The sequence below is a fragment of the Pedobacter sp. D749 genome (assembly GCF_019317285.1).
In the GTDB taxonomy this organism is placed as follows: Bacteria; Bacteroidota; Bacteroidia; order Sphingobacteriales; family Sphingobacteriaceae; genus Pedobacter.
Genome location: NZ_CP079218.1, coordinates 4,390,031 through 4,416,375, shown reverse-complemented (window position 1 = coordinate 4,416,375; position 26,345 = coordinate 4,390,031). Strand labels below are relative to the sequence as shown.

Sequence of the window (26,345 nt, the reverse complement as noted above, 5' to 3'; positions counted from 1 at the left end):
GGCAAGGCCACTTCTACCAATGAAATCATATTCATACCTTTACCGCAAATATGCAGGGATTAGTTATTAAATCTACAGGGAGCTGGTATAGTGTTTTGGCCGATAATGGTGAACGCTACGATTGCCGGATTGTAGGCAAATTCAGGATTAAAGGACTTAAAACCACCAACCCGATTGCGGTTGGAGACAGGGTGAAATTTGATCTGGAAAAGGATAGCAATCAGGGTTTGATCAACGAAATGCTGCCGCGTAAAAACTACATCATCCGCAAATCGATCAACCTGAGCAAACAGGCGCAAATACTGGCCGCCAATCTGGATATGGCCATGCTGGTGGTTACACTCGCTTCACCTCGTACTTCTTTAGGTTTTATCGACCGTTTTTTAGTTACTGCTGAAGCTTATGATGTTCCAGCTGTATTGGTATTTAATAAACTCGATCTGTTTAGTAAAGAAGGATTGGAAATTCTTCAGGAGTTTAAAGATATCTACGAAAATATCGGCTACGCCTGCTACGAAGTTTCAGCTTTAAAAGGCATTAACATTCCGGTTATCCAGGAATTGATTACCGATAAAATTACCCTGATATCAGGTCACTCAGGAGTGGGAAAATCAAGTCTGATCAATGCTTTAATGCCCGATCGCGATTTAAGAACAGGTGAAGTGTCAGACTGGAGCGATAAGGGCCAACATACCACTACGTTTGCCGAAATGTTCGAACTGCCGCAGGGCGGTTTTATTGTAGATTCGCCAGGTATCAGAGAACTGGGGGTGATCGATATCGAGAAGGAAGAACTAGGACATTTTTTTCGAGAAATCTTCAAAACCTCGCACGATTGTCGCTTTAATAACTGCAAACATGTTAACGAACCGGGCTGTGCTGTTATTGAAGCCGTAAATGAAGGTGAAATTGCGGTTTCGAGATATGAAAGTTACCTGAGTATTTATCATGGTAACGATACAAGGCATTAATTGAGTCAGAAGTAGAAAGTCTGGAGTCGGAAGATGTGATGTGTGATACTACATCTCATGATTGAATCAATGAATTAGATTGAAAACCCCTGCCAAAAAGCTGAAAGACCAAAGGAGTAATAGCTTCATGCACGACATTTTAATACAAACTGCTTAAAAATCTTTGTGTACTTTGTGCCTTTGTGGTTAAAAAATAATAGAAATGAAATTTAAACTGGGAGATTTTGTGCGTTTTGTTGATGAAAAACGTGAGGGTTATGTAACGAAAATTATTGATAGCCAAACTTTGGGTGTTACCGATGAGGATGGTTTTGAAATTCCTGTTGCGGTAAGTAATTTAACTTCTGTACACGGTCATGGTGTGGTAGCCGAAGAGTTGGATGCTCCCAAGCCTATTCAGGCAAATATCCCCAGCATTAACAAAATTGAAAATGGCATTTATGTTGCCGTTGCTACCGATGATAAGGCTGGTAATGTGGTGCATTTCCACCTGCAAAACCATTCGTCGAATATTTTATTGGTCAGCCTAACCACCGAAAGTAAAGAAAAATATGCTGGTGCTTTTCATGGGGTAATCGCATCTTATGGCTCCACTTTAGTTTATTCTGCATCGTTAGCTGATCTTGATCTTTGGCCGGAATTTAACTTTCAGGTTTTGGTATTCAGCAAAGCTGATGTGAAACCGATTGACCCATTGGTAATCCGTAAGAAGTTTAGGGCAAAAGATTTTAGTACCGAACAAAAGGAATTGCCTCAATTGAGGAATAAAGGTTGGTTCATCCGTTTGGATGATCTCGTTCCGGTATCCATCGATCCACAGAAATTAAAGGAAAGTTTTTTTAAATCATCAGAAGAGAAAAGAACGGTTGAAGCTCCTCAAAAAGAAATTGATCTGCACATCGAAAAACTGAGGGACGATCATCATTTCTTAGAAGCAGACGAAATGTTGCAGATACAGATCAATCATTTTCAAACGTCGATGGATGCTGCGGTTGTACATCATTTTGATAAAATTGTCTTCATTCACGGCTCAGGTAACGGTACCTTAAGGGATAAAATCCATAAACTGATCAGCAAAAATCCACATGTAAAAACATACATGGATGCGAGGAAAGAAAAATTTGGTTATGGCGCCACTGAAGTAGTTTTTAAATAATGGAAGAGGGAAGATGTAGGATGGGTGATGGAGGAGAGTCTTTCGTATGCGATCCGTCATTCTGAATTTGTTTCAGAATCTACCCAGTGAATTAAACATTTTTCACTGCGTTCGGAATGACAGGAAGATTGAGGTACACTTTTTGCTAAGCTGTAATTTCTTTTTATAAAAGATTAAAACTAGCTTTGCCGCTATTAATGAAACACCTCGTTACCATATCACTTGTATTTTTTAGCTTAACACATTTGGCGAAAGCCGAACGCGTTGAAGGGCTAAGGATATTAAATGAGTATTGTAATGAGCATAATATCAGCGTAAACGCTACAGGTAAAAGCTCGGTTCAACTAAACGAAGACCGTAACCCTTATTTATTATCCTATACCAGGCTTGCTTTAATTGGAACGCAGGCTCCGGTAAAAGTTGCAAAATATGTTAGCGTAAATCAGGTAATTGCTGATTTAACAATCAGGAAAAAACCAAAGAATAACAGTCCCTAGTTATCCTTTCCTCAAAAAAATCTTTTTACAAGATTTAAGCCCCCCATTTATATCAATAACTGCCAAACTGACTTAAGAAAGACAATGGCTTGGTTGTTGAAACACACCATTTTTTAATAATAAATACGATTTAAAATATAATGTTAGGATTTTTAGCGAAGATTTTCGGAAGTAAATCAGAAAGAGATATAAAGGCTATTCAGCCATTGGTTATCAAAATTAACGAGCAATACAGTAAGCTGTCTGCATTAAGCAACGATGAGTTACGTGGTAAAACAATAGAATTTAAAGAAAGAATTTCTGATTTCTTAACCGAGATCGATGGAAAAATTGCAGCTTTAAAAGCTGATGCAGAAAGTGAAAGTTTAGATCTTCACGAAAAAACAGCTATTTACGATCAGGTTGATGCTTTAGGTAAAGACCGCGATACAGAATTGGAAAAAGTGCTTTTGGAAATCCTTCCTGAAGCTTTTGCTGTAATTAAAGAAACTTCTCGTCGTTTAAGCGAAAACGATTATTTAGAGGTTACTGCTACCCAGTTTGACAGAGATTATGCTGCAAGAAAAAACAATGTTAAAATTGTTGGCGATAAGGCACAATGGGCTAATAAATGGGATGCTGCCGGAACGGAAGTAGCCTGGAACATGGTACATTATGATGTACAGTTGATTGGTGGTATTGTATTACACAGTGGTAAGATTGCCGAAATGGCTACTGGTGAAGGTAAAACCCTGGTAAGTACATTGCCAGCTTATTTAAATGCATTAGCCGGACAAGGTGTACACATTGTAACGGTGAATGATTACCTGGCCCGTCGTGATAGTGAGTGGAATGGTCCATTATTCGAATTCCACGGATTAAGTGTTGATTGTATTGATAAACATGAGCCAAACTCTGAAGAAAGAAGAAAAGCTTATGCCGCGGATATTACTTACGGTACCAATAACGAGTTCGGTTTTGATTACCTGCGTGACAATATGTCGCAAACACCAGATCAATTGGTACAGCGCAAGCTGCATTTTGCCATGGTGGATGAGGTCGATTCAGTTTTGATTGATGATGCCCGTACCCCTTTGATTATTTCTGGTCCGATCCCACGTGGAGATGAACACGAGTTTTATGAGTTGAAACCACGCATTGAGCGTTTGGTTAATGCACAAAAAGCGTATGTAACCCAGGCATTAAACGAAGCGAAGAAATTAATCAACGCAGGTAACAGCGGAACGGAAGAAGGCGAAGGTGGTTTAGCCTTATTGCGTGCATACCGCGGTTTGCCAAAAAATAAAGCTTTAATTAAGTTTTTAAGTGAAAGTGGTGTTCGTGGTTTGTTGTTAAAAACCGAAAACCACTATATGGCAGATCAATCTAAGAATATGCCAAAGGTAGATTCTGAATTGTATTTCTATATTGATGAGAAAAACAACCAGGTTGAATTAACTGAAAAAGGTATCGAATTGATTACCCAATCGGGCGAAGATCCACATTTCTTTGTATTGCCTGATGTAGGTACTGAGGTTGCCGAATTAGAAAAATCTGATCTGCCTTTAGAAGAAAAAGTGGTTCAAAAAGATGCTTTAATGCGCGATTATTCTGTAAAAGCAGAACGTATTCACTCGGTAAACCAATTATTAAAAGCTTATACCTTATTCGAAATTGATGTGGAGTACATCATCGATGAAGGAAAGATTAAAATTGTTGATGAGCAAACAGGTCGTATTATGGATGGCCGCCGTTACTCTGATGGCTTACACCAGGCAATTGAGGCTAAAGAGAATGTAAAAGTTGAGGATGCTACCCAAACATATGCAACCGTAACTTTGCAAAATTATTTCCGTATGTACCACAAACTTTGTGGTATGACGGGTACCGCAACAACAGAAGCCGGCGAGTTTTGGTCGATCTATAAATTAGACGTAGTAGAAATTCCAACCAACAGAAATATTTCGAGGATTGATGAGCAGGATTACGTTTACCGTACTGTTCGAGAAAAATATAATGCTGTTGCTGAGGAGATACAATACCTGGTTTTCCCGTATTCTCATTACGAGACCGAATATGAAACCGATAAAGAAGGTAATGTAAAACAGAAAGATGGCAAGCCGGTTGTTAAATACGACCAAACAGGTAGAGCTGTACCTAAATTGGATGCTAAAGGCGCATTAATTCCTGCGGTTAATCCTGAAACAGGGCGACTTGAGCCAAAAGCAGGTCGCCCGGTATTGGTGGGTACCACTTCTGTAGAGATTTCAGAGTTGTTAAGCCGCATGCTTAAACTCCGGGGAATTAAACACAATGTATTGAACGCAAAAATGCACCAGAAAGAGGCCGATATTGTTGCCGAAGCTGGTCAGGCCGGAACCGTAACCATTGCAACCAACATGGCTGGTCGTGGTACCGATATTAAATTGGGTGCAGGTGTTAAAGAAGTTGGTGGTTTAGCCATTGTAGGTACCGAACGTCACGAGTCTCGTCGTGTAGATAGACAGTTACGTGGTCGTGCTGGTCGTCAGGGCGATCCAGGTTCATCTCAGTTCTTCGTTTCGTTAGAAGATAACTTAATGCGTTTATTTGGTTCAGAGCGTATTTCTGGTATCATGGTACGCATGGGTATCGAAGATGGTGAAGTGATCCAACACTCTATGATTACCAAATCTATCGAGCGTGCGCAGAAAAAAGTAGAAGAAAATAACTTTGGTATCCGTAAACGTTTATTGGAGTACGATGATGTGATGAACTCACAACGTACCGTAATTTATGCTAAACGTAAAAACGCTTTATTTGGCGAACGTTTAGATGTGGATATGAACAATATGGTTTTCGATGTTGCTGAAGATATCGTAAGCGAATATAAACAAGAAGCAAATTATGATGGTTTCAAACTGGAAGTAATCAAAAACTTCTCTTTAGATACGGCCATTACCGAAAAAGATTTCTCTTCAACCAATATCCCTCAGTTAACTGAAAAGTTATTTGAAGAAGCAGAAGCATTTTATGCACGTAAATCAGAAGCCATTATTCAACAATCGTTACCGGTGTTAACCCAGGTTTACGAAGAGCGCGGAGAGCATATCGAACAGATTGTGGTGCCGTTTACAGATGGTATCCGTGGTATCCAGGTCGCTGTTGACTTAAAGAAAGCAATTGACAATAAAGGAAAAGAGGTGGTTCGATCATTCGAAAAAACCATTGTTTTAGCTTTAATCGATGATAGCTGGAAAGAGCATTTACGCGAAATGGACGATTTGAAGCAATCGGTACAAAATGCGGTTTACGAACAAAAAGATCCATTGGTAATTTATAAAATGGAAGCTTTCAACTTATTTAAAAACATGCTTAACGCAGTAAATAAAGAAGTAGTGAGTTTCTTATATAAAGGTGGTATCCCGGTTCAGCAAGAGCCAGACCAGGTGAGAGAGGCACCAGCCCCGGTAAAACAACCGAAGTTGCAAACTACTAAACAAGAGTTTGGCAGAGAAGAACCAGGTATTGAGTTTGGAGATACACGTGAAGCTGTTCCGCAACAGCCAATCCGCAAGGAAGCAACCGTTGGCAGAAACGAACCTTGCCCATGCGGTAGCGGTAAAAAATTCAAAAATTGCCACGGCGCTAATTTATAATCACGATATATAATGCTTTACCAAGCCTCAACATTTGTTGGGGCTTTTTTTAAAACTAAATTTTTAATTCTCAAATTAACCCTTATATTTAGGGACGGTCAATTTGTAATTGGTAGGCAATTTCTTACTGACGAATAAACTTAAAAATGGAATCCGGAAACCATAAAAAACGGGGCGTAACTGAAAAGCCATAAGAGTAGGAAACACACACAAACACACACAAAATGAAAAGAATTTTTAACATTGCCGCTGTTTCAGCGACATTGCTGCTATCGAGCTGCGCGACTATTTTTACGGGTACAAAACAAACCGTTCAAATCAATTCCAATCCTCCGGCCGCTACTATCGAAGTAGATGGGGTTAAAGCAGGGGTAACACCTATGGCAGTACCCTTAAAAAAAGGATTTACCGGACAGACCGTCTCATTAAAACTTGATGGTTACGAAACCAAAACATTCCAGCCCGTAACTACTTTTAACCCTGTCGCTGTACTAAACTTATTGGGTATGATTGGTTGGGCTGTTGATGCCGCTACAGGTGCAATGATGAAATACGATCCAAAAGTTTATGAATTTACCTTAGAACCTAAGAAAACTAATTAATTATAACTTATCTGAAATAATGCTAAAAACCCAGGTTTCGAAAAAGAATCTGGGTTTTTTTATTGTAATCATCATATAGTTGATCGTCCTTTCGACTGAAGCAGGCCGATTTTTCATCGGCAGCGGAATGGATAAATCTTTAAATTAACATTAAGACCCTGTTTAAATTTTTATAACAAATATAAATGGCCTTTTGCTGTCACACTGAGGGATAATTTTTCATAAAATCAATATTAAAGACATATCTTTTTGGCAAATGGTAGGCTGCGCGAGATCGTCATTCCTAACTCGATTGGGAACCACGGAGTGCTCATGAATGCCTTTGAAACAAGGGAAACTTATGAATAATCGTAATGCAAGTGCTTTAAGATTCCCGCCTGCGCGGGAATGACGGCCGTGCTAATGGATTCTCTGTTAATGGTAGCGTAGTCGATTGTTTTATTAATGCGTTTAAATAGTCTTCGACTACGCTCAGACTGACATACAAAATAAATTTTATTTAATTTTTAAACGGATCTAACTATTTAAAAGATTTCTCGACTTCGCAGCGCTCCGCTCGAAAGGACGAACCAAAACCTCCCAAATAATAACTATTTGCTTAACCCATAAAGAATGCCGATTTTTGCAATGATTTCGGCATTCTTGTTGTTAAGAAGAAGTGAGACGATACATCTCCTCATCAAATGCCAATTATTTTGCTCATGAAAACTACAATAACTTTTATATCTTGCTTATTTCTTACCATAACTGCTTTTGCACAAAAGGGCGAAGTAACCGTTATAAAAGATCCTTTAATCGATAGTTTAATTGCCAAACGGTTGCAAGTTTATAAAACTTCAGGTGAGGTAAAACCAGGCAAACCAATTGTTTCTGGCTATGGTTACCGCGTACAGATTTTTTATGGATCAGACCGGCGTGAAGTTTTTAATCAGCAGGCACGTTTCAAAGGATTATACCCTCAGTTAAATACCTATCTCACTTATAAAGAGCCTAACTATTACGTTCGGGTGGGTGATTTCAGAAGCCGTTTAGAGGCGCAGCGCCTTATCAACGAACTCAGACCAACTTTCCCTACACTGTTTATTTTTAGGGAAAAAATAAATGCACCAACTTTAGATACCACAACAACCAATGATCAAAAATAAAGTACAGGAACTGGCCGCTCACATTTTTAACGATGTAGTAGGTTATCGTCAACATATTCATGCCAATCCCGAATTATCTTTTAAAGAATTTGAAACTTCATTGTTCATTAAGGATAAATTAAAGAAATGGGGAATTGAATATACCGACTGCGCCAATACCGGTGTAGTAGGTTTAATTACAGGTAACCAGCCATCTGAAAAAGTTATTGCCTTACGTGCAGATATGGATGCATTACCTATCCATGAGGCAAACGACAAGCCTTACCGTTCTAAAAACTATGGCGTAATGCATGCCTGCGGACATGATGTGCACACTTCTTCACTTTTGGGAACAGCATATATTTTAAACCAGTTGAAAGATGATTTCGGTGGAACCATCAAACTGATTTTTCAGCCCGCAGAAGAACTTTTGCCAGGTGGAGCAAGCATCATGATCAAAGAAGGTGTACTCGAAAATCCAAAACCACATCATATTGTTGGTCAGCATGTAATGCCATTAATTGATGCCGGTAAAGTGGGTTTCCGTTCGGGTATTTACATGGCTTCTACAGACGAACTTTATGTTACAGTAACCGGGAAAGGCGGCCATGGCGCACAACCACACCAAAATATTGATCCGGTTGTAATCGCTTCACATATCATTATTGCTTTGCAACAGGTGGTGAGCCGCAATGCCGACCCACGTATTCCATCAGTGCTGTCTTTTGGTAAAGTAATTGCCAACGGTGCAACCAATATTATTCCGAATGAAGTAAAAATTGAAGGAACATTCAGAACTTTGGATGAAGACTGGAGGGATGAAGCACACAAACGCATGAAAAAAATGGCCGAAGGCATTGCTGAAAGCATGGGCGGAAGCTGCGATTTTGATATTCACAGAGGATATCCATTTTTAATCAACGAAGAAAAACTAACGGCAAATGCAAGAGCCTTTGCTGAAGAATTTTTGGGTAAAGAAAATGTAGTCGATTTAGATATCTGGATGGCTGCTGAAGATTTTTCTTTCTACTCGCAGGTAACAGATGCCTGTTTTTATCGTTTAGGTACTGGGAATGCAGCAAAAGACACACAATATTCAGTGCATACACCAAGGTTTGATGTGGATGAAGATGCCTTGAAAATATCAACCGGATTAATGGCTTATATTGCTTTAAAACAACTAGGAAATTAGGATGGAAAATGTAAATAGTTAAGATGGATGATGGGGGAGTTCAAGTTCCATCATCTATCTTCAATCATCCGTTTTACATATCCATCTCACATTTTCCATTTTACATACCTTACTTGCATGAAAAAAGTCTTTCTGTTTTTACTGTTAATCCCGCTCTTTTATAAAGGTTTTGCTCAGGAAATCGACCGTTTTAATCCGGATACCATTAAAACCATTGTACTCGATTCGGCTGTAAATATTAAGGCCGAAAAGTTGAATGTAGAAACATTTATCAGAAAGGTAATGTATGATACTTCCTTTTATCAGTCGTTTAGGGATATGAAACGTTATACTTTTATCGCCGAAAACAGGATTTACAGTTACGATAAAAAGAACAAGGTTGATGGGAAAATATACCGTAAAATCCGTCACAACAATAACGGACCATATAAAATGGAATACCTTGTAAAACAGGATACCGGAAAAATTTACAAGAAAAACGGGAAATACCAGTTATATACCGTAGAAATGTTCGATTACATTTTTATGAATGCTTATAATACTGATTTTGTACCCAATGCACCCAAGCCTGATGGAAAGGGTGGAACAAATGAAAGTTATAAAGACAAGCTGAAAACCTTGATTTTTAATCCAGGCAGACCTGTAAAAGTTCCCTTTATAGGCAGTAAAACTGAAATATTTTCGGCCAATATGCGGCAATATTATGATTATGGTTTTACCAGCGGGACTTATCTTGATTCTATACCAGTGTATCGCTTCAAGGTTTCAGTTAAGCCTGATTTGAGCAGCTGGACAAAAGATGGAATTATGATTAAAGAATTGGTTACCATTTTTGATAAACGCAATTTTAATATTCTTGGCCGTTATGTCGACATGAAATACAGCAATATGCTGTTTGATTTTGATGTGCAGATGAATATAGAAATGGGTTATTTCGGAGAGGATAAATTACCAACCAAAATAACCTATCAGGGTAACTGGGATTACCCTTTTAAGAAAGAAGAAAGAGCAAGTTTTTTAATCGTACATAAAGATTATAAACTCGAAAAGGGCAAATAAGGATTCAACTATCGCCTAAAAGATTTATTATCTTTAAACGATTATTTAAACCGATTAATATGCAACTTTTTTCTTCTGTAAAATTCAAAATATCCATTGCTTTATTGCTGTTTTTGGGTATCCATGTGCAGGCACAGGTGCTTTCTTCAAAACAGATCGATAGCGTGGTTGAAAAAACGTTAAATACCTTTAATGTTCCCGGAATTGCGGTTTCTGTAATCAAAGATGGTAAAATTATTCATTTAAAAGGTTACGGTGTTAGCTCAATCAAAACCAATAAAAAGGTTGATGAAAATACCCTTTTTGGCGTTGCATCAAACACAAAAGCTTTTACCGCGGCCGCTTTAGGTATGCTGGTTGATGAAAAGAAAATTACCTGGGATACAAAAGTGACCGATGTAATTCCGGAGTTTAAAATGTACGATGCCTATGTAACCAGTGAATTTACAATCCGCGATCTGCTTACACACCGCAGCGGTTTAGGTTTGGGTGCAGGTGATTTAATGATCTGGCCTGATTCATCAACGGTAGATAAAAAGCAACTGATTCATAACCTTCGTTATCTAAAACCTGTTTCCTCTTTCCGTACCAAATATGATTACGATAATCTGATGTACATTGTTGCCGGAGAAGTGATAGCAAGGATTTCGGGAGCTACTTATGAAGATTTTATCGAAGGAAGAATCATTAAACCATTAGGCATGACTAAAACTGCTGCTTCATGGTACCGTTTAAAAGATAAATCGAACGTAATTGATGGACATGCACCTTACGAAGGTAAACTGCTTCCCGTTGGCTTAAGCTTTGGCGAAATTGCCAATGCAGCAGGAGGAATTTACTCAAACGTTGCCGATATGAGCAAATGGGTAATGGCAATGATTAACGGTGGTAAATATGGAGAAGCCCTTGATAAAAAGTTATTCAGCCCTGCAGTAGCAAGAGAACTCTGGACCCCGCAAACCATAATTGCAGGCGGTAATCCGGCAGCTTTTAGTAGCTATGGTTTAGGCTGGTTTTTGAGTAATGTTAACGGTAATTTTCAGGCAACACATACAGGTGGTTTATCAGGAATTGTAACGCAGGTAACCATTCTTCCTGAACTGAAACTCGGGATCATTGTGTTAACCAATCAGCAGTCTGGAGCCGCATTTAATGCAATAACCAATTCGATCAAAGATGGTTATTTAGGAGTTAAAGGTCAGGATAGGATTAAAACCTACAACGATAACAGATTAAGAAACGAAAAACAAGCTAATGAGATGGTCGCCAAAGTTTGGAGTGATATTGCAGCTCAACAAAAATTATCGACATCGAAACCTGATGCTAAAAATTACTTTGGTACTTTCCACGATTCGTGGTTTGGCGAAGTAACCATTAGTGAAGTAAACGGTAAAATGCATTTTCAGGCTAAAAATGCACCAAAACTGAGAGGTGATATGACTTTCTATAAGGGAAATACCTTTATTGTAAAATGGTATGACAGAAGTTTGGATGCTGATGCCTTTGTTAATTTCAGTTTAGGTAACAATGCCCTGGCCGATGGTTTTAAAATAGAAGCCATATCTCCGTTAACCGATTTCAGTTTCGATTTTCAGGACCTGGATTTTAAAAAGACCGATAAAAAATAACCTAACCAATTATACACGATGAAAAAAGTAATAAAAACGAGTATTTTACTAAGCTTTTGCTTAATTGCATTAACCTCAATGACATTTAAACCAAAACGAATTATCTTTTTCGGCGATTCGATTACCCAACAGGGTGTTTCTAAAAATGGATATATAACCCTGATCAAAAAATCACTCGATTCTACAAAATACGACGTAATTGGTGCCGGTATAGGTGGCAATAAGGTTTATGATCTTTATCTGCGTTTAGAAGATGATGTTTTGAACAAGAAACCTGATTTAGTAGTGATTTATGTGGGTATTAATGATGTCTGGCATAAACAATCATCTCATACCGGAACCGATTATGATAAATATTTAAAGTTCTATCAGGCTTTGATCAATAAAATCCAAAGTGTAGGCAGCAAAGTGGCATTGGTTACCCCATCAGTTGTTGGCGAGAAAAAAGATGGTACTAATGAGTTAGATGCCGATTTGAATAAATATGCTGAAGGAATTAGAATACTGGCTGCAAAAAATAATCTTCCGGTATGCGATTTAAGAAAGATTTTCGCAGAATACGAAGCAAAAAATAATCCGGAAGATAAAGAAAAAGGCATTTTAACCGTTGATAGAGTACACCTGAACGAAACCGGTAATAAATTGGTGGCTGATCAGTTATTGCCTTTGGTTAAATAGAATATATTCGTCATTGCGAACTGAAGAAGGGGAATGTGCGATGGAGTGAAGCAATCTTTCCTGCAAGGCGATAACTGATTGAAAAGTATATAATAGCATAAAAGATTGCTTCGTCGGCTGAAAAGACCTTCTCGCAATGACGATTTTGTAGCATCATTGCGAACCGAGTAAGGGAATGTGAAGTGGTGCAATCTTTCTGTTTAACAGTAGATTTTAAAATATAATAATGGAATGCGGCGGAACAGTTTACATCATTACTAATTTTACGCACACTACGTTTTATACTGGAGTTACGTCTGACATTATTTTTAGGATAAAAGAACATAAAGAAAAAGCATATCCGAAATCCTTTTCTGCCAAATATAATGCGGACAAACTTATTTATTTTTGTTCTTATGAATCGATAGAGGAAGCAATTGCAGAAGAAAAGAGAATTAAGGGTGGAAGCCGAAAAAAAAAAATAAAATTAATAGAATCTATGAATCCTGAATGGAAAGATTTATGGGAGATAGTGGAAGAATAGGTAAATATAATAAGTTACGTCATTGCGAACTGAAGTAAGGGCTTATGTGGTGGAGTGAAGCACTCTTTCCTGCAAGGCGATAACTGATTAAAAGTATATAATAGCAAAAAAGATTGCTTCGTCGTGCCTCCTCGCAATGACGGACAATAATAAGTATGATAAACCGCGAAACGATAGATAAGATAATGGATACCGCCCGTATTGAGGAGGTAGTTGGGGATTTTGTGCACTTAAAAAAACGCGGAACCAGTTTAATTGGTAATTGTCCTTTCCATGGCGAAAAAACACCTTCCTTTCACGTATCTGTAACTAAAGGCATATATAAATGTTTTGGTTGTGGTAAAGGGGGCGATTCGGTGCGCTTTATTATGGATCATGAAAAATATTCATATCCGGAAGCACTTAAATTTTTAGCCAATAAGTACAACATAGAAGTTGAGGAAGCCGAATTAAGCCCTCAAGATGCTGAAGCACAAAGCGCTAAAGAAAGCCTTTACGTAGTTTCGCAGTATGCCGCTGCATTTTTTGTGAAGCAGCTTTGGGAAACAGACGAGGGCAGGGGCATAGGCCTCAGCTATTTTAAAGAGCGTGGTTTTAGAGAAGACATCCTAAAAAAATTCGAGGTTGGTTATTCTCCTGATGTGTGGGATGCGATGACGCAAAGCGCAACCAATGCGGGTCATAAATTAGAGTTTTTAGAAGCTACCGGATTATCGATCAAAAACGATAATGGTAAAATTTACGATCGCTTTCGCGGCCGGGTAATGTTTCCTATCCACAACTTTACCGGCCGGATTATAGGCTTTGGAGGCAGAACGCTAAAAACGGATAAAAACGTTCCAAAATATGTAAACTCGCCTGAAAGCGAGATTTACCATAAGTCGAATGTGCTTTACGGCTTATTTCATGCCAAAAAAGCCATCCGTGATTTAGATAACTGTTACCTGGCCGAAGGTTATGCGGATGTACTTTCGGTTCATCAGGCTGGAATAGAAAACGTAGTGGCTTCATCAGGTACTTCGTTAACGGTAGAGCAGATTAAACTGATTGGCCGTTTTACCCAGAATATTACCATTTTATTTGATGGCGATGCTGCTGGTATTAAAGCCTCACTTCGTGGCTTGGATATGATTTTGGAAGAAGGGCTGAACGTTAAAATCGTTTCCTTTCCCGATGGCCATGATCCTGATTCGTATATGCATCATGTGGGGGCCGGGGCATTTAAAACCTATCTTGAGGAGAATAGAAAAGATTTTATTTTATACAAGGCGAATGTGCTGCTTAAAGATGCGGGCAACGATCCGATCAAAAGAGCAGGTATTATCCGGGATATTGTAGAAAGTATTGCTAAAATTCCAGATCCTATCAAAGCATCTGTTTTTATCCGCGAGTGTAGCAGTTTGCTCGAAATTGATGAGCATATCTTACTGAGCGAATTAAATAAAATGCGTTCGGCTAAGCTCAAAAAAAGCTTTGATAATAACCAGCGTGCGACGCCTTCTTCAAGTCCGAAACCATATTCTTCGGGTGCGCCAGAACCGCTTGGTCCGCCAGATGATTTATGGGATGACAGCGCAGGTCCGATGGGCCATGAGCAGCCTGTAGAAGATAATGAGCATCAGGAAAAGGAAATTGTCCGTTTATTACTGGCTTTCGGGCACGAGTTTGTAAACTGGGATAAAATTGATGATATGTACATCGGTTCATTCATCATGCAGAACCTGAGCGATGTAGAATTTGATGATCCACTTTGCAAAAGAATTATTGATTATTATAAATCAGAAATCGACAACGGTAGATTACCTACGTCGAACCACTTTGTTAAACATGAGGATAGGGATATCGCTGATTTGGCCATTACACTTTCAACTTCAGAATATGCATTGAGTGAAAACTGGTTAAATAAACACCTGATCTATGTTAAAGATGAAACGATGAATTTAAAAGCGACTATTTTAGGTGGTATTTTTCACCTCAAAAAACGTAAAGTCGAAAAAATATTGATGAACCTGTTGAAAGAAATTAAGGAAGAAAAAAACGAGGATAACCAAATGATTTTAATGCAGCGTTATGGCGTGATTAAAGGTGTAGAAAGAGAAATTTCTAAATTTCTGGGTTCTGTGATCGTTAAATAAATTAGTGAATGATAGAATATTGAAGGATAGAATTGGAAAATAGAAATACATTTGAAAAGATTCACTCATTCAAAATTCACTCATTCAATAATTAGGTATGGCATTACACAACGATTTAGGTAGAGAAGGTGAACGGATTGCTAAGCGATATCTGGAAGATAATGGATACGAGATTTTAGATGAAAACTGGACGCATGGTAAAGCCGAGGTCGATTTAATTGCATATAAAAACGGCATTATAATTTTTGTAGAGGTTAAATCCCGGAGCTCTGTTGCTTTTGGCGAGCCAGAAGAATTTGTACACAAAGCAAAACAAATTCAGATGGAATTGGCCGCTAATGCCTATATTGAGATCATGAATCATCAAAATGATATCCGTTTTGATATTATTGCAATTACCTTTACAAAAAATAAAAATTATAAATTAAACCATATAGAAGATGCGTTTTGGCCTGAAGATTAACCCCATTAAAAATTTCGTATTTATCGGAATTGCGCTTGCATTCGTGAGTTCTTGTAAAGACAGTTCTACCACAACTTACCGTAGCTTTATTTCCCCATTAACCGGTCTTAATGTGCCTGCTGGTAACGAATTTGATGTGAAAGTGCAGTTTGGCGCTGAGCAGAAAGTAGACTCAGTAGTTTACCTGATCGATACTGTTAAAGTAGTTTCAAAAGCAGATACTTCAGCCATCAAACTTAAAACAGCGGGTTTAAAATTGGGTAATCACCTGATCACTGCAAGAATATTTGGTGGTGGGAAATCAGAGGATTTAACCTCAAATATTAATGTGTTAGCGGCCCAGGCGTCAGTTGAGTATACTTATAAAGTGATTAAGACCTTGCCTCACGATACCTCTTCGTACGTAGAAGGTTTAGAATATCATGACGGCTTTTTCTACGAGAGTGCCGGCGATTATGGCCATTCGAGTCTGCGTAAAGTAGAACCATCAACAGGTAAAATACTTCAGAAAGCAGATTTGGATAAGCAATATTTTGGCGAGGGCATCACGGTAATCGGCAATAAAATTATTCAGTTAACCTACCGCGAAAAAGTGGGTTTTGTTTATGATAAAGCTACTTTCAAGAAATTATCTGAGTTTTCTTACATCACAGGCAGAGAAGGGTGGGGCCTGGCTTTTGATGGAGAGAAAGTGTTAAATACCGATGGTTCTAACACAATCTTTTTTCTGAATAAGGATAACTATCAGAAAATTGGTTCGATTGATGTTTTTGATAATAAGGGCCCGATTCAAAATCTGAATGAACTCGAAATTATTGATGGTAAAATTTATGCAAACGTATATACAACCAATGAAATCATGATCATCAACCCAGAAACTGGGGCTGTTGAAAGCAAGATCGATCTATCAGGCTTGTTGCCTGCTGATTACTTTAAAACTGAAGATGAAAAGGCCAATAATGTATTAAATGGAATTGCTTACGATAAAGCAGGTAAAAGACTTTTTGTAGCCGGTAAAAAATGGCCACATATATTTCAGATCGAACTGATTAAGAAATAAGTATGATCGTCATTGCGAGAAGGCTTTTTCAGCCGACGAAGCAATCTTTATAGCAAGGATTCGCTAGCATGAAAGATTGTTTCGTCGTTCCTTCTCGCAATGACGATTCACGTATTAATCCTGTTTCTTCGGCTCGTCTAAATAACCATTAAAAATGATGGGCTGTTTATTCATGCTGCTGGCTGTTAGCGAAGCATAACCATTGGTCGAAATATTGATGGTAAACCGATAATTTTCTCTTGTTACATCCTTTGTATTAATCTGGATAATATAGGTTCCTTTTTTATTTTTAGATTCAGTATAGGTGAAATTTTTTGAAGTAAATTTAATGCCACCCTGTGTCGGATCCATTGGAGCGGAAAAAGATCTTCCAAAATAAGGCAGATAAGCAACAATACTGTCTTTAGTAACCTTCACGTCGTATTGCGATCCAGATAGGTTTATTGAAGAGCCCCCTTGACTGCCTGGCATCATTGCCAATACTCTATTAACATCATTGTTTGACATCGGTACGGCTGTGTTGGCAATAAAAGTGTAATTTTTATCCGCAACAATTTTTACTGTAGTTTCTTTATTGGTTTGGGCAAAAGAATGAAGTCCTATCGAAAGAAATGCGAGGCTCAATATTAAATTTAAACGTTTCATAATGTGTGTTTTAAATGTGTGATAATTTAAAGATGCACAGATTTGAAAGATTCCATAATAGTGCCAAAAAATGAAAGGTAACGTGAATTTAACAATTTTAGTTTTTATGTAAAGGATTTACCTTTTCAGAATAACTCGATTTATATAATGAATTATTTTTCTCAGTTGCCGAAGCGCCGAATGCGGTGAATTTATAAGTGCCAACAGGCAGGTTATTTAGTTCTATTTCGCCATTTTCGTCGGTAATTAAAGTGATTAAACTGCCGCCAGGATTTTTACCGCCTTTGACAATTATTCCCCCGATTGGGGAGCCTGCTACCCGCGATTTGGGATTAGTGGAAGGTACTGAAATGATAAATTTATAATTTCCTGCGCTGGCATTGTTAAATTCTATTTCTCCATTTTGATTGGTTAAAAGTGTAAGGGGACTGCTCTCCAGGTTTTTGCTGCCTTTAACTACAATGCCACCTATTGGTTGCCCGGCCACAAAACTTACCTCGCCAGTAGTCACATCCAGCTTGCCTTTAATCGATTTCATAATGCAAGGGAAATGCGATTCCGGGTAATTTAATTTACAGTAATCGCAATAATGTCCCTCTGGGGCCTGATTTCTTAAGGATTGCGTATTTGTTTCTTTCCTTTCTGTTGATGTACTGGTTCTTTTAACCTGAGCCTGGATGGTGAATGAAATGTATAGCAGAAATGCTGCTATAATAGCTCGTTCTTTCATAATATTTGATTAGTTAATATAAAATTAATCAAAAAATATGGCTCTTGCTAGTTTTTGAACAGCGGGATCGGGCAACAGATTGTGTTTATGGTTATTTCTTTTTTGATGCCTTGGCATGGGGATTGAAATCCAGGGCAAGGTTTACCCAAAAATCGAGTTCATCGTTTCTTCCCAAAACATCTTCTGATACTGAAACATAACCCTTCATTGGTCTGCTGCCCATTACCATTTGCTGCCAGCCATCTTTATCCGATAAGTTTTCCAGGCTATTGGGATCGAGCCGTACCATCATACTATTCTTAGAAACACCGATGCACATTTTACCATTCACCATAAAAATAAGTCCATTGAACATCTCTTTTTCCTGTACATCTTGTAGATGCATTAAACGTTCGGCTACGCAGAGCGCCAAGGTTTCATTATATTTCATGGTTTAAATTGTTATTTACGTTTGGCTGTGCCATGCCTAATACCCGTAGCACGGAAGTATTTTTTAATCAGATCATATTTTTCATTGCAAAATTGCCCAGTCTTCATTTTTTCTGAACTCTCTTTCCTGTTATAGCACTCAAAACAGATCTCGATATATTCGGCTACTAAGCCATTTTCATCTAAAAATACAATTGCATTTCGTGGCTCATAACATCTATATCCCTCCGATTCAGCTATCAATAACCCTTTGTAGCTTTTGGTAGAGGTGTAGCCAAAGTTATAAAGTACATCGGTAAGTTTATTCACCTCTAAAGCGGATAAAATCTTCTTTTCTTTTAATCTTGTTAAATCTAATTTTTGTTTTTTTTGCAATAATGTATGGTAAACTTCTTCCTTAATCGGAGTGTTGATCGAAGCCTTAGTGGTATCGCTATAAATGATTTCAGCCATTAACTCCGGTGGTTCAAAAGAAATCAACATCACCTTTTTGTATTGGTTAAATGGGAAAAATCTTAATCTTTGTGCAGGTGAATATTTGTTCCGGTAAATGCAAGCCATGCGTTTTTCTAAAACATCATAGTCTGCTCTTGAGGGCGGTTCCACAGGTGGCTTTATGATGTCGTATTTTTTCTTTTGTGCACAACACGTAAAACATAACAGGCAAAAAATAAGCGTTAATTTAATGATATGCATTATAAATCCTTTATCCTTAAAATTAATGTTTAAAAGATGTTGAACAAAATAATTTCCTTACTATCTCTATTTCAGTAAATTTGCAATATGTTATTAAACTGTTATCAGGAAGAATTTTTAGAGGCGGGATGTGATGAAGCTGGAAGAGGTTGCCTCGCTGGTCCTGTTTTTGCTGCGGCGGTAATATTGCCAAAAGGTTTTGTGTTACAAGGATTAAATGACTCTAAGCAATTATCGCATGAGCAAAGGGCCGCTTTGAGACCGATAATAGAACAGGAAGCTTTAGCTTGGGCTGTAGCTTCTTGTGATCACGAAGAGATAGACCAGATCAATATTTTAAATGCTTCTTTTTTGGCCATGCACAGGGCAATAGAAAAATTACATACCCAGCCCCAATATCTGGTAATTGATGGCAATCGCTTCAAAACCTATCCGCAGATTCCGCACAGCTGTATCATTAAGGGCGATGGTAAATATTTAAACATCGCAGCGGCTTCTATACTGGCAAAAACGCACCGGGATGAATACATGACTAACCTACACGTTGATTTTCCGCATTACAATTGGCAGCAGAATAAAGGATACCCAACCATTGCACACCGTAAGGCTGTAATTGAAATCGGATTATCACCTTTTCATCGCAGAACTTTTAATGTAAGCGATCCTCAGTTGGATCTGTTTTCAAAAAACGCCTAAAATTTCGTAATTTCACAGCATTGTGAAAATTCTGTTGATTACCAAGCGGATTCCCTTTCCGCCAAATAGTGGTTATCCTATTGTGGTTTACAATACCATAAAAGGCTTACTACAACTTGGTGCAGATATCACTTTGTTTAGCCTCAACCCTACCAAAGGAAGAATTGATGTTGAAGATATTTACGATCCTATTTTTGAACAGATTAAATATCATACCTGTGATTTAGATACCGATGTAAATGTATGGTCTGCATTTTTTAATATTTTCACCAACGAATCTTATAATGTTTCCAGGTATTACAGCGAGGATGCCGCAAGTCAGTTAGAAAACCTCTTACGCGAAAATGTGTTCGATGTTATTCAATTTGAGGGGCTTTTTGTTGTTCCTTATCTGGATGTGGTTAAGGCAAACAGTAATGCCAGGGTCATCTATCGGGCACACAATATCGAATTTACCCTTTGGGAACGTCTTTCTCATTCAGAAAAGTTTTTAATCAGACGTAAATACCTGGCTTTTTTAGCCCAGCGGCTTAAGGCGTATGAAACCGATCAGATTAACCGTTTCCATCATATTTTTGCCATTAGTGAGCCCGATCGGCAAAGTATATTAAGGTTTGGCTGCGAAATTCCGATGTCGGTTTTTCCGGTTGCCATTGATTTAGAAAGATACAAGGTAGATAAAACCAAAACCAGTTTTCCCACACTTTTTCATTTAGGTGCAATGGACTGGAGGCCAAATCAGGAAGGATTAGAATGGTTTTTGGATGATATCTGGCCCGATATTGAAAAACTAAATAAAGATCTTCGTTTTTATATCGCAGGGAAAAACATGCAAAAACATTTCTTCGAGTACGATTCAGAAAATTTGATTGTAGAGGGAGAAGTTTTCGATGCGGTAGAGTTTATGAATTCTAAAGCGATTATGATTGTTCCTTTAATTTCTGGCACCGGAATGCGTGTAAAAATTATTGAAGGCATGGCTATGAAAAAATGCATCATTGCCACCACTACTGCGGCTGAGGGAATTAATTGCAGGCATGGCCACGACATTTTAATTGCTGATACCGCTGATGAATTTTACCGGTCAATTTTACAATGTATCATTAATCCAAAACGTTGGGTAGAGATTGGAGAGAACGCCCGTAAGACTGTCGAAAACGACCATGGTGTGCATTTAATCTCTAGTAAAATGCTGAAGATTTACGAAGAATTGGTGCGTGTATAGGTGAATTTCAGAGTTGACAACTTTAATAGGCATCAAGAGTGAAAGTTGTCAACTCTGAGTGCCACTATAATAGATGCTGAAACAAGTTCAGCAGGACGGATGATTAGAAAATCGTCCAAAAACTCCTTAAAATAACCTCAAAATTTTGTCTTTTTCTTAGTACTTTTGCACCCCAAGAAGAATAACAAATAAAGCTGTTATAATTACAGAATATCAGCTATACTGGCTTCATTATCATAAAAATAGAATTTACGGATGAAAAACACCGCATTAACAGAAAAACACATCGCTTTAAGCGCTAAAATGGTTCCATTTGCAGGTTACAATATGCCTGTTACTTATGAAGGTATTAATGCAGAACATGCAACTGTTCGTAACGGTGTAGGTGTTTTTGATGTAAGCCACATGGGCGAATTTATTCTTAAAGGCGAAAATGCATTAGATCTTATTCAACGCGTAACCAGTAATGATGCCTCTAAATTATATAATGGAAAAGTTCAGTACTCTTGCCTGCCAAATCAGGATGGTGGTATTGTAGATGATCTTTTGGTTTACAAAATAGACGATAAAACCTATATGTTAGTGGTAAATGCATCTAACATTGAAAAAGACTGGAACTGGATTCAACAATTCAATTCGAAAGATGTTGAAATGCACAATATCTCTGATCAAACCTCTCTTTTAGCCATTCAAGGACCAAAAGCGGCTGATGCTTTACAAAGCTTAACCGATGTTGATTTGGCATCAATGGAATATTATACTTTTGTTAAAGGTACCTTTGCTGGTGTTGATAACGTGGTTATTTCTGCAACAGGTTATACCGGAGCTGGTGGTTTTGAGATTTACTTCGAAAACCAATATGCAGATCAGATCTGGGATGCTATTTTTAAGGCGGGTGCACCATACAACATTAAGCCAATTGGCTTAGGTGCTCGTGATACCTTGCGCTTAGAAATGGGTTTCTGTTTATACGGAAATGATATTGATGATACTACTTCACCAATTGAAGCCGGTTTAGGCTGGATTACTAAATTTTCTAAATCTTTTACCAATTCGGAGGCGTTATTGGCACAAAAAGAAGCTGGGATTCAAAAAAAACTGGTTGGTTTCGAAATGATCGACCGTGGTATTCCACGCCATGATTATCAAATTGCTGATGCCGAAGGAAATATTATCGGTAAAGTAACTTCCGGTACCCAGGCACCTTCTTTGCAAAAAGCAATCGGTATGGGCTACATCGCAAAAGATTTCACTAAAGAAGGAACTGAAGTTTTTATTTTAATCCGCAATACGCCAATTAAAGCTAAAGTGGTTAAGTTTCCTTTTTATAAATAGATAAGTTGCCAGTATCAAGTAGCAAGATGGAATTTGTCTTGCTACTTGATACTTTATACAGGATACTAAACCTATGTCAAAAAAAATAGAAGTTTGTTTAACGCCAGCCTTAATCGATTTGTACGATATTGAGCAAAGCATTGTCGTGGTTATTGATATTTTGAGAGCTACCTCATCTATCACTTACGGGATAGATAATGGTGCTGAAGCCATTATTCCAGTGGCCCAGGTGGAAGATTGTTTAAACTATCGCGATAGCGGATTTTTATTGGCAGCAGAACGAAATGGAGAGGTGGTAGCAGGATACGATTTTGGTAACTCGCCGTTCTCTTATACCCATGAAAAAGTAAACGGAAAAACAGTTGTTTTAACCACTACCAATGGTACCAAAGCTTTGCATCTGGCACAAAAAAGAGCTTATCAGGTTGTGATCGGATCATTCCTTAATTTAGATTCGCTTTGCGATTATCTGAAAAGCCAGGATAAAAATGTGCTTTTACTTTGCGCAGGTTGGAAAGATCAGTTTAATTTAGAGGATACCCTTTTTGCAGGTGCGGTGGTAACTAATCTCCGCCAAAATTTTGAACATTTTGATGATTCCAGCGTGGCTGCTGAAGATTTGTATTCTTTGGCTAAAGCAGATCTGAGAAAATACCTTCACAAATCATCGCACAGCCATCGCCTGGCGCAGTTGAATATAGAGGAAGATGTTGTTTTCTGTTTGCAGCTAAATCTGTGCAAAACAATTCCGGTATTGGAAGGTGAACGTTTGGTGGCCTTAAAAACTAATTAATATAATCCTCGTTTGTAACGAGGATTGTGGAGAACCACATTTGTAATGTGGTTGCATCAGTCACAAGAATTGTTTCCTCTTGGCGATAAAATCGCCATTCTCTTTGATCCTCGTTACAAACGAGGACAATGGGGTAGTATTAAAATTAAAAGCTGAAATTTAGCCCTAATAATACAGCATTTTTTCTGAAATTTGCACCATTAAATTGAGTTTCCTCTGTTGCCCGGCTATTAAAATAAGCTTTATCTACACCAGAGTAAGTGTTGATATCATTGATCTTATAGTCAACTTCTACATATAAACTTTTGTTTACTGGTACAGCAAGGTTGATATCGCCACTTAACGAAAAGGAATTTGCCTTATGTGTAAAGCTTACAGGTTTTGCAAAATCGGTAATTAAATTCCAGTTGGCTTTTGCCGAATAAGTATAAAAACCGCCTAATACTGTAGCACCTATACTGAATTTCTGCATTTTAAGAACGAGTTCTGCTCCAAAATCGAATCCTTTATATCTTGCTTGATATGTAGAGTTTAAGCCTTTGCTGTCAGGGTTATTTGCACTTTCTAACAGATGGAATTTTTGTTGATGGTATGAAAGTCCAACAATTGGATTGATGTTAAAATCGCCAAATTTTAGCAGTTGGTAACTGAACTGTAAACCGGCATCGTATAAGTAACCTTTATTTGCGTTGAGCAGATCGAAATAAAAAGCATTTTGCCTGTTATCATCTGCATAATCGGTATCCTCTGCCTCACCCTTAGTTATGTTACTGTATTGGTTGATGGCTTTAACACTGAACCGCCTGGTAATATTGTATTTGATGTCCAGGCCAAAACCAGGCCCTTTAAGATTTTTCCAGATCAGTTCTGATAGTACATTTGGACTGGTTCCGGCTGCATTGCCGGCAATAGACCAATCGAATTTAGATTGCTGGAGACCGATATACGGTTTTACGCTCCACTTTTGAGGAGTGTCTTGTGCTGATACGACTTTACAGAATAGGATAAGGATTGCGCAGGCAAAAAATAGTTTGATAAAGGAAATCTGCAAAGCGATCTGCATATCTAATTTTTTATTTTATAGCAGTAAATTACACATAGTGGTCAATTATACCACTATGTGTAATTTTTTTATTTTTAAAATGGATATACTGAAGCAATAAATGTCTTATCAGTAGGAGATAGTACAGTATTCCATCCCACTTCGTAATCACCGATGGTTAATTCGTTTGGAATAGCATAATGCATGATTGAATATTTATCATAAGCGCTATAATTGGTTTGGGTAGTAGTGTATTTTGCAAATATGGCATTGTCTACCTCTGCCTGGCTCCAGTAATTTGGAGCAGCTGCGTAATAAGCATAAACAGCAGGTTTATCCCAGGGAATAGCTACCAATGGGTGTTGGTGTTCATGGATCATTCCTAAGGCATGGCCAAACTCGTGGATTACTACCCGGCTATATTCAGATTCTGCTGTACTTGCAGTAAACCAGCCGTAGTTCATGGTAGCACCGGTGCTAGGCGTTGATTTTCCTATATAAGACCAGGATCCATCTCCATCTACAAAACTTACCCTGATTTTGGCTGTATTGTCGTTTGTTACAAAGTTGAATTTAATGTTGGCATACTGTTCCCAAGCCTTTGCATATTGGATTACTTTAGCCCTGATGGCTGCTGTGCTTCCGTTTAAACTCACCTTGATTGTAGTTCCTGGAGTCCATTTTGTAGATTTTAGCACCGCGCCTCTAGGGGTAGTGCCATCTAAAGATTTTTCTGTGCAGATCTGAATATTACCAAGTGGATTAACAGCAGCTATTTCTGGTTTTTCTAAATCTGCAGTTTCTGTAGGCCTTTCTTTTTTACAAGCGTATAATACTGTAGATAAGGCAAGTGCAGTTAATAAGGTTCTATTTAATTTTAAAAATTTCATGTTTAGGTTTTTTTAGGTTAATAATGATCTGATTTTTGACTGAAACTCATTTAGAAAATAGTGAATACAGGAATCCTTCTTCTTTGGAAAAGAATAATTTGGTTGAAAAACATAATAGACATTTAGGTTAATTTCCTCTGCGTTTGCAAAGTACAATCCTAAAGTAAAGTAATATTATATCAACACCAAGAAAATTGTAATATTTTTATTGCGTATGTGTATTTTTTAAAATAAATTAAATGGGTAATTTAACTTATTTTATTGTACTCTTAATAATACAAAAAAGCAAGCGATAGACTAATTGATATGATCGATTATTTCGTGATCAGTTCAGAGATTGTCGGACTATTTTTAATCGTAATCAAAGCTTCTTCGTGTGCCAGCCAATAAATATCTTCAGCACGTTTCATATCAAACGTACTAATGGCCCCTAAACCTTTTGGTTCGATCAATACATTACAAAATTTAGCCTTTCTTTCCATATCGTGGTTGATCGACATGATACCTGCGCGGCCCATTAAATTGGTAATACCTGTAATTTTATCAACTGGCTTAAGGTGGTTACAGGATGAGCCTATAATGAAATCGCATTCATCCATTAAAGGTTCGACCGGGAAATTATTTAAAATGCCGCCATCCACATACATCTGACCATCAATCATAATGGGTTTAAAAATGCCAGGTATACAACTAGAGGCATGAATGGCTCTGATAAGCGGCCCTTTTGTAAAATAAACCAACCGGCCTTCACTAAAGTTTACGGCGGCAATGGTTAAAGGTATTTTTAGTTTTTCAATTGAATCTTCCGGAAAATATTCTTTTAAAATTAAAGCAGTATTCTCAATATTAATTAAACCTAGTGAACCCACAGCCGGGCGTACAAAGCGCCAGAGTTTGGTTTTAAGGAAAATATTTAACCCTTCTTCCGGATCTATACCAGCTGCAAAAAAGGCTCCGGCTATGGCTCCTGCACTTGTTCCACTAATGTGACTAAAGGTAATGCCTAAATTGCTAAAGGCTTTTAAAACCCCTAAATGAGCTATTCCTCTAATGCCTCCACCTGATAATACAATGCCAACTTTCATAGATTTAATTTAGGATGATTACTTAAAAGTTCAAATGATCAATTTTATTGCTTAATTGTTGTATTGTTTTGGCC

General features: G+C 37.8%; 24 protein-coding genes and 2 pseudogenes. 19 read left to right on the top strand and 7 right to left on the bottom strand.

Annotation, left to right across the window (positions count from 1 at the left end; translation table 11 throughout):
• The first annotated feature begins 50 nt into the window (after nucleotides 1–50).
• The 15 genes and pseudogenes from rsgA (at nucleotide 51) to KYH19_RS17815 (ending at nucleotide 16,705) form a co-directional block, all read left to right on the top strand.
• Nucleotides 51–971 carry a ribosome small subunit-dependent GTPase A gene (gene rsgA, locus KYH19_RS17880; RefSeq protein ID WP_193421130.1) on the top strand — a complete coding sequence of 307 codons (921 nt, stop codon included), beginning with the start codon at nucleotides 51–53 and terminating at the stop codon, nucleotides 969–971.
• A gap of 202 nt (nucleotides 972–1,173) precedes the next feature.
• Nucleotides 1,174–2,127, top strand: a complete 954-nt coding sequence (locus KYH19_RS17875) for a Smr/MutS family protein (protein ID WP_219076099.1) — start codon at nucleotides 1,174–1,176, stop codon at nucleotides 2,125–2,127.
• 197 nt (nucleotides 2,128–2,324) lie between these two features.
• Nucleotides 2,325–2,624, top strand: a complete 300-nt coding sequence (locus KYH19_RS17870) for a hypothetical protein (RefSeq protein WP_219076098.1) — start codon at nucleotides 2,325–2,327, stop codon at nucleotides 2,622–2,624.
• Nucleotides 2,625–2,764: 140 nt separating this feature from the next.
• Nucleotides 2,765–4,648, top strand: a pseudogene (gene secA / locus KYH19_RS24405) (preprotein translocase subunit SecA); the annotation flags it as partial.
• 177 nt (nucleotides 4,649–4,825) lie between these two features.
• A pseudogene (locus KYH19_RS24400) lies at nucleotides 4,826–6,241 on the top strand (SEC-C metal-binding domain-containing protein); the annotation flags it as partial.
• Between the two features lie 224 nt (nucleotides 6,242–6,465).
• The gene (locus KYH19_RS17860; protein ID WP_219076096.1) at nucleotides 6,466–6,843 is read left to right on the top strand and encodes a PEGA domain-containing protein; all 378 of its coding nucleotides are present in this window, start codon (nucleotides 6,466–6,468) and stop codon (nucleotides 6,841–6,843) included.
• Between the two features lie 701 nt (nucleotides 6,844–7,544).
• The gene (locus KYH19_RS17855; RefSeq protein ID WP_193421118.1) at nucleotides 7,545–7,988 is read left to right on the top strand and encodes an SPOR domain-containing protein; all 444 of its coding nucleotides are present in this window, start codon (nucleotides 7,545–7,547) and stop codon (nucleotides 7,986–7,988) included.
• Complete coding sequence (locus KYH19_RS17850; RefSeq protein WP_219076095.1) at nucleotides 7,975–9,159, top strand: M20 family metallopeptidase; 1,185 nt, start codon at nucleotides 7,975–7,977, stop codon at nucleotides 9,157–9,159. Before KYH19_RS17855 ends, KYH19_RS17850 begins: the two co-directional genes overlap by 14 nt.
• A 117-nt stretch (nucleotides 9,160–9,276) precedes the next feature.
• The gene (locus tag KYH19_RS17845; protein ID WP_219076094.1) at nucleotides 9,277–10,218 is read left to right on the top strand and encodes a hypothetical protein; all 942 of its coding nucleotides are present in this window, start codon (nucleotides 9,277–9,279) and stop codon (nucleotides 10,216–10,218) included.
• A 59-nt stretch (nucleotides 10,219–10,277) separates the two neighbouring features.
• The gene (locus KYH19_RS17840; protein ID WP_219076093.1) at nucleotides 10,278–11,846 is read left to right on the top strand and encodes a serine hydrolase; all 1,569 of its coding nucleotides are present in this window, start codon (nucleotides 10,278–10,280) and stop codon (nucleotides 11,844–11,846) included.
• Nucleotides 11,847–11,864: 18 nt separating this feature from the next.
• Nucleotides 11,865–12,524, top strand: a complete 660-nt coding sequence (locus tag KYH19_RS17835) for an SGNH/GDSL hydrolase family protein (RefSeq protein WP_219076092.1) — start codon at nucleotides 11,865–11,867, stop codon at nucleotides 12,522–12,524.
• A 226-nt stretch (nucleotides 12,525–12,750) separates the two neighbouring features.
• Nucleotides 12,751–13,047 (top strand): GIY-YIG nuclease family protein, encoded by a 297-nt coding sequence (locus KYH19_RS17830; protein WP_219076091.1) that lies wholly within the window; start codon nucleotides 12,751–12,753, stop codon nucleotides 13,045–13,047.
• A 155-nt stretch (nucleotides 13,048–13,202) separates the two neighbouring features.
• Nucleotides 13,203–15,182, top strand: coding sequence for a DNA primase (gene dnaG, locus KYH19_RS17825; protein WP_219076090.1), 1,980 nt, complete (start codon nucleotides 13,203–13,205; stop codon nucleotides 15,180–15,182).
• 97 nt (nucleotides 15,183–15,279) lie between these two features.
• Nucleotides 15,280–15,645, top strand: a complete 366-nt coding sequence (locus KYH19_RS17820) for a YraN family protein (protein ID WP_132398963.1) — start codon at nucleotides 15,280–15,282, stop codon at nucleotides 15,643–15,645.
• Nucleotides 15,623–16,705, top strand: coding sequence for a glutaminyl-peptide cyclotransferase (locus KYH19_RS17815; RefSeq protein WP_219076089.1), 1,083 nt, complete (start codon nucleotides 15,623–15,625; stop codon nucleotides 16,703–16,705). The genes KYH19_RS17820 and KYH19_RS17815 overlap by 23 nt, the downstream gene beginning before the upstream one ends.
• A gap of 114 nt (nucleotides 16,706–16,819) precedes the next feature.
• On the opposite strand, the gene KYH19_RS17810 is transcribed toward KYH19_RS17815, so the two are convergent.
• From KYH19_RS17810 to KYH19_RS17795, 4 genes are all read right to left on the bottom strand, one after another.
• The gene (locus KYH19_RS17810) at nucleotides 16,820–17,350 is read right to left on the bottom strand and encodes a DUF4251 domain-containing protein (RefSeq protein ID WP_219076088.1); all 531 of its coding nucleotides are present in this window, start codon (nucleotides 17,348–17,350) and stop codon (nucleotides 16,820–16,822) included.
• A 97-nt stretch (nucleotides 17,351–17,447) separates the two neighbouring features.
• A complete protein-coding gene (locus KYH19_RS17805) occupies nucleotides 17,448–18,080 on the bottom strand; it encodes a prealbumin-like fold domain-containing protein (RefSeq protein WP_219076087.1) in 633 nt (210 codons plus the stop codon).
• Nucleotides 18,081–18,171: 91 nt separating this feature from the next.
• Nucleotides 18,172–18,510: a TfoX/Sxy family protein gene (locus tag KYH19_RS17800; protein ID WP_219076086.1), complete on the bottom strand. Its 339-nt coding sequence runs from the start codon at nucleotides 18,508–18,510 to the stop codon at nucleotides 18,172–18,174.
• A gap of 11 nt (nucleotides 18,511–18,521) precedes the next feature.
• Complete coding sequence (locus KYH19_RS17795) at nucleotides 18,522–19,115, bottom strand: hypothetical protein (RefSeq protein ID WP_219076085.1); 594 nt, start codon at nucleotides 19,113–19,115, stop codon at nucleotides 18,522–18,524.
• Between the two features lie 177 nt (nucleotides 19,116–19,292).
• Between KYH19_RS17795 and KYH19_RS17790 the strand changes: the two genes are divergently transcribed.
• The 4 genes from KYH19_RS17790 (at nucleotide 19,293) to KYH19_RS17775 (ending at nucleotide 23,254) form a co-directional block, all read left to right on the top strand.
• Nucleotides 19,293–19,901 (top strand): ribonuclease HII, encoded by a 609-nt coding sequence (locus KYH19_RS17790; RefSeq protein WP_219076084.1) that lies wholly within the window; start codon nucleotides 19,293–19,295, stop codon nucleotides 19,899–19,901.
• Nucleotides 19,902–19,923: 22 nt separating this feature from the next.
• A complete protein-coding gene (locus KYH19_RS17785; RefSeq protein ID WP_219076083.1) occupies nucleotides 19,924–21,126 on the top strand; it encodes a glycosyltransferase in 1,203 nt (400 codons plus the stop codon).
• 255 nt (nucleotides 21,127–21,381) lie between these two features.
• Nucleotides 21,382–22,461, top strand: coding sequence for a glycine cleavage system aminomethyltransferase GcvT (gcvT, locus tag KYH19_RS17780; RefSeq protein WP_219076082.1), 1,080 nt, complete (start codon nucleotides 21,382–21,384; stop codon nucleotides 22,459–22,461).
• A gap of 73 nt (nucleotides 22,462–22,534) precedes the next feature.
• Nucleotides 22,535–23,254, top strand: coding sequence for a 2-phosphosulfolactate phosphatase (locus KYH19_RS17775; protein WP_219076081.1), 720 nt, complete (start codon nucleotides 22,535–22,537; stop codon nucleotides 23,252–23,254).
• 145 nt (nucleotides 23,255–23,399) lie between these two features.
• Here the strand turns inward: KYH19_RS17775 and KYH19_RS17770 are convergent, their stop codons facing one another.
• From KYH19_RS17770 to KYH19_RS17760, 3 genes are all read right to left on the bottom strand, one after another.
• Nucleotides 23,400–24,317, bottom strand: a complete 918-nt coding sequence (locus tag KYH19_RS17770; RefSeq protein ID WP_219076080.1) for a hypothetical protein — start codon at nucleotides 24,315–24,317, stop codon at nucleotides 23,400–23,402.
• Nucleotides 24,318–24,391: 74 nt separating this feature from the next.
• Nucleotides 24,392–25,186, bottom strand: coding sequence for a M12 family metallopeptidase (locus KYH19_RS17765; RefSeq protein WP_219076079.1), 795 nt, complete (start codon nucleotides 25,184–25,186; stop codon nucleotides 24,392–24,394).
• A gap of 314 nt (nucleotides 25,187–25,500) precedes the next feature.
• Nucleotides 25,501–26,271: a patatin-like phospholipase family protein gene (locus KYH19_RS17760; protein WP_108197491.1), complete on the bottom strand. Its 771-nt coding sequence runs from the start codon at nucleotides 26,269–26,271 to the stop codon at nucleotides 25,501–25,503.
• Nucleotides 26,272–26,345 lie beyond the last annotated feature (74 nt).

Coding starts and splice junctions, on each gene's coding strand:
- KYH19_RS17770 (WP_219076080.1), bottom strand. CDS start 24,317: ATGCAGATCGCTTTGCAGATTTCCTTTATCAAACTATTTTTTGCCTGC.
- KYH19_RS17765 (WP_219076079.1), bottom strand. CDS start 25,186: ATGAAATTTTTAAAATTAAATAGAACCTTATTAACTGCACTTGCCTTA.
- KYH19_RS17845 (WP_219076094.1), top strand. CDS start 9,277: ATGAAAAAAGTCTTTCTGTTTTTACTGTTAATCCCGCTCTTTTATAAA.
- KYH19_RS17760 (WP_108197491.1), bottom strand. CDS start 26,271: ATGAAAGTTGGCATTGTATTATCAGGTGGAGGCATTAGAGGAATAGCT.
- KYH19_RS17835 (WP_219076092.1), top strand. CDS start 11,865: ATGAAAAAAGTAATAAAAACGAGTATTTTACTAAGCTTTTGCTTAATT.
- KYH19_RS17775 (WP_219076081.1), top strand. CDS start 22,535: ATGTCAAAAAAAATAGAAGTTTGTTTAACGCCAGCCTTAATCGATTTG.
- KYH19_RS17870 (WP_219076098.1), top strand. CDS start 2,325: ATGAAACACCTCGTTACCATATCACTTGTATTTTTTAGCTTAACACAT.
- KYH19_RS17860 (WP_219076096.1), top strand. CDS start 6,466: ATGAAAAGAATTTTTAACATTGCCGCTGTTTCAGCGACATTGCTGCTA.
- KYH19_RS17850 (WP_219076095.1), top strand. CDS start 7,975: ATGATCAAAAATAAAGTACAGGAACTGGCCGCTCACATTTTTAACGAT.
- KYH19_RS17800 (WP_219076086.1), bottom strand. CDS start 18,510: ATGAAATATAATGAAACCTTGGCGCTCTGCGTAGCCGAACGTTTAATG.
- KYH19_RS17855 (WP_193421118.1), top strand. CDS start 7,545: ATGAAAACTACAATAACTTTTATATCTTGCTTATTTCTTACCATAACT.
- KYH19_RS17830 (WP_219076091.1), top strand. CDS start 12,751: ATGGAATGCGGCGGAACAGTTTACATCATTACTAATTTTACGCACACT.
- KYH19_RS17805 (WP_219076087.1), bottom strand. CDS start 18,080: ATGAAAGAACGAGCTATTATAGCAGCATTTCTGCTATACATTTCATTC.
- KYH19_RS17810 (WP_219076088.1), bottom strand. CDS start 17,350: ATGAAACGTTTAAATTTAATATTGAGCCTCGCATTTCTTTCGATAGGA.
- rsgA (WP_193421130.1), top strand. CDS start 51: ATGCAGGGATTAGTTATTAAATCTACAGGGAGCTGGTATAGTGTTTTG.
- KYH19_RS17790 (WP_219076084.1), top strand. CDS start 19,293: ATGTTATTAAACTGTTATCAGGAAGAATTTTTAGAGGCGGGATGTGAT.
- KYH19_RS17815 (WP_219076089.1), top strand. CDS start 15,623: ATGCGTTTTGGCCTGAAGATTAACCCCATTAAAAATTTCGTATTTATC.
- KYH19_RS17820 (WP_132398963.1), top strand. CDS start 15,280: ATGGCATTACACAACGATTTAGGTAGAGAAGGTGAACGGATTGCTAAG.
- KYH19_RS17875 (WP_219076099.1), top strand. CDS start 1,174: ATGAAATTTAAACTGGGAGATTTTGTGCGTTTTGTTGATGAAAAACGT.
- dnaG (WP_219076090.1), top strand. CDS start 13,203: ATGATAAACCGCGAAACGATAGATAAGATAATGGATACCGCCCGTATT.
- KYH19_RS17840 (WP_219076093.1), top strand. CDS start 10,278: ATGCAACTTTTTTCTTCTGTAAAATTCAAAATATCCATTGCTTTATTG.
- gcvT (WP_219076082.1), top strand. CDS start 21,382: ATGAAAAACACCGCATTAACAGAAAAACACATCGCTTTAAGCGCTAAA.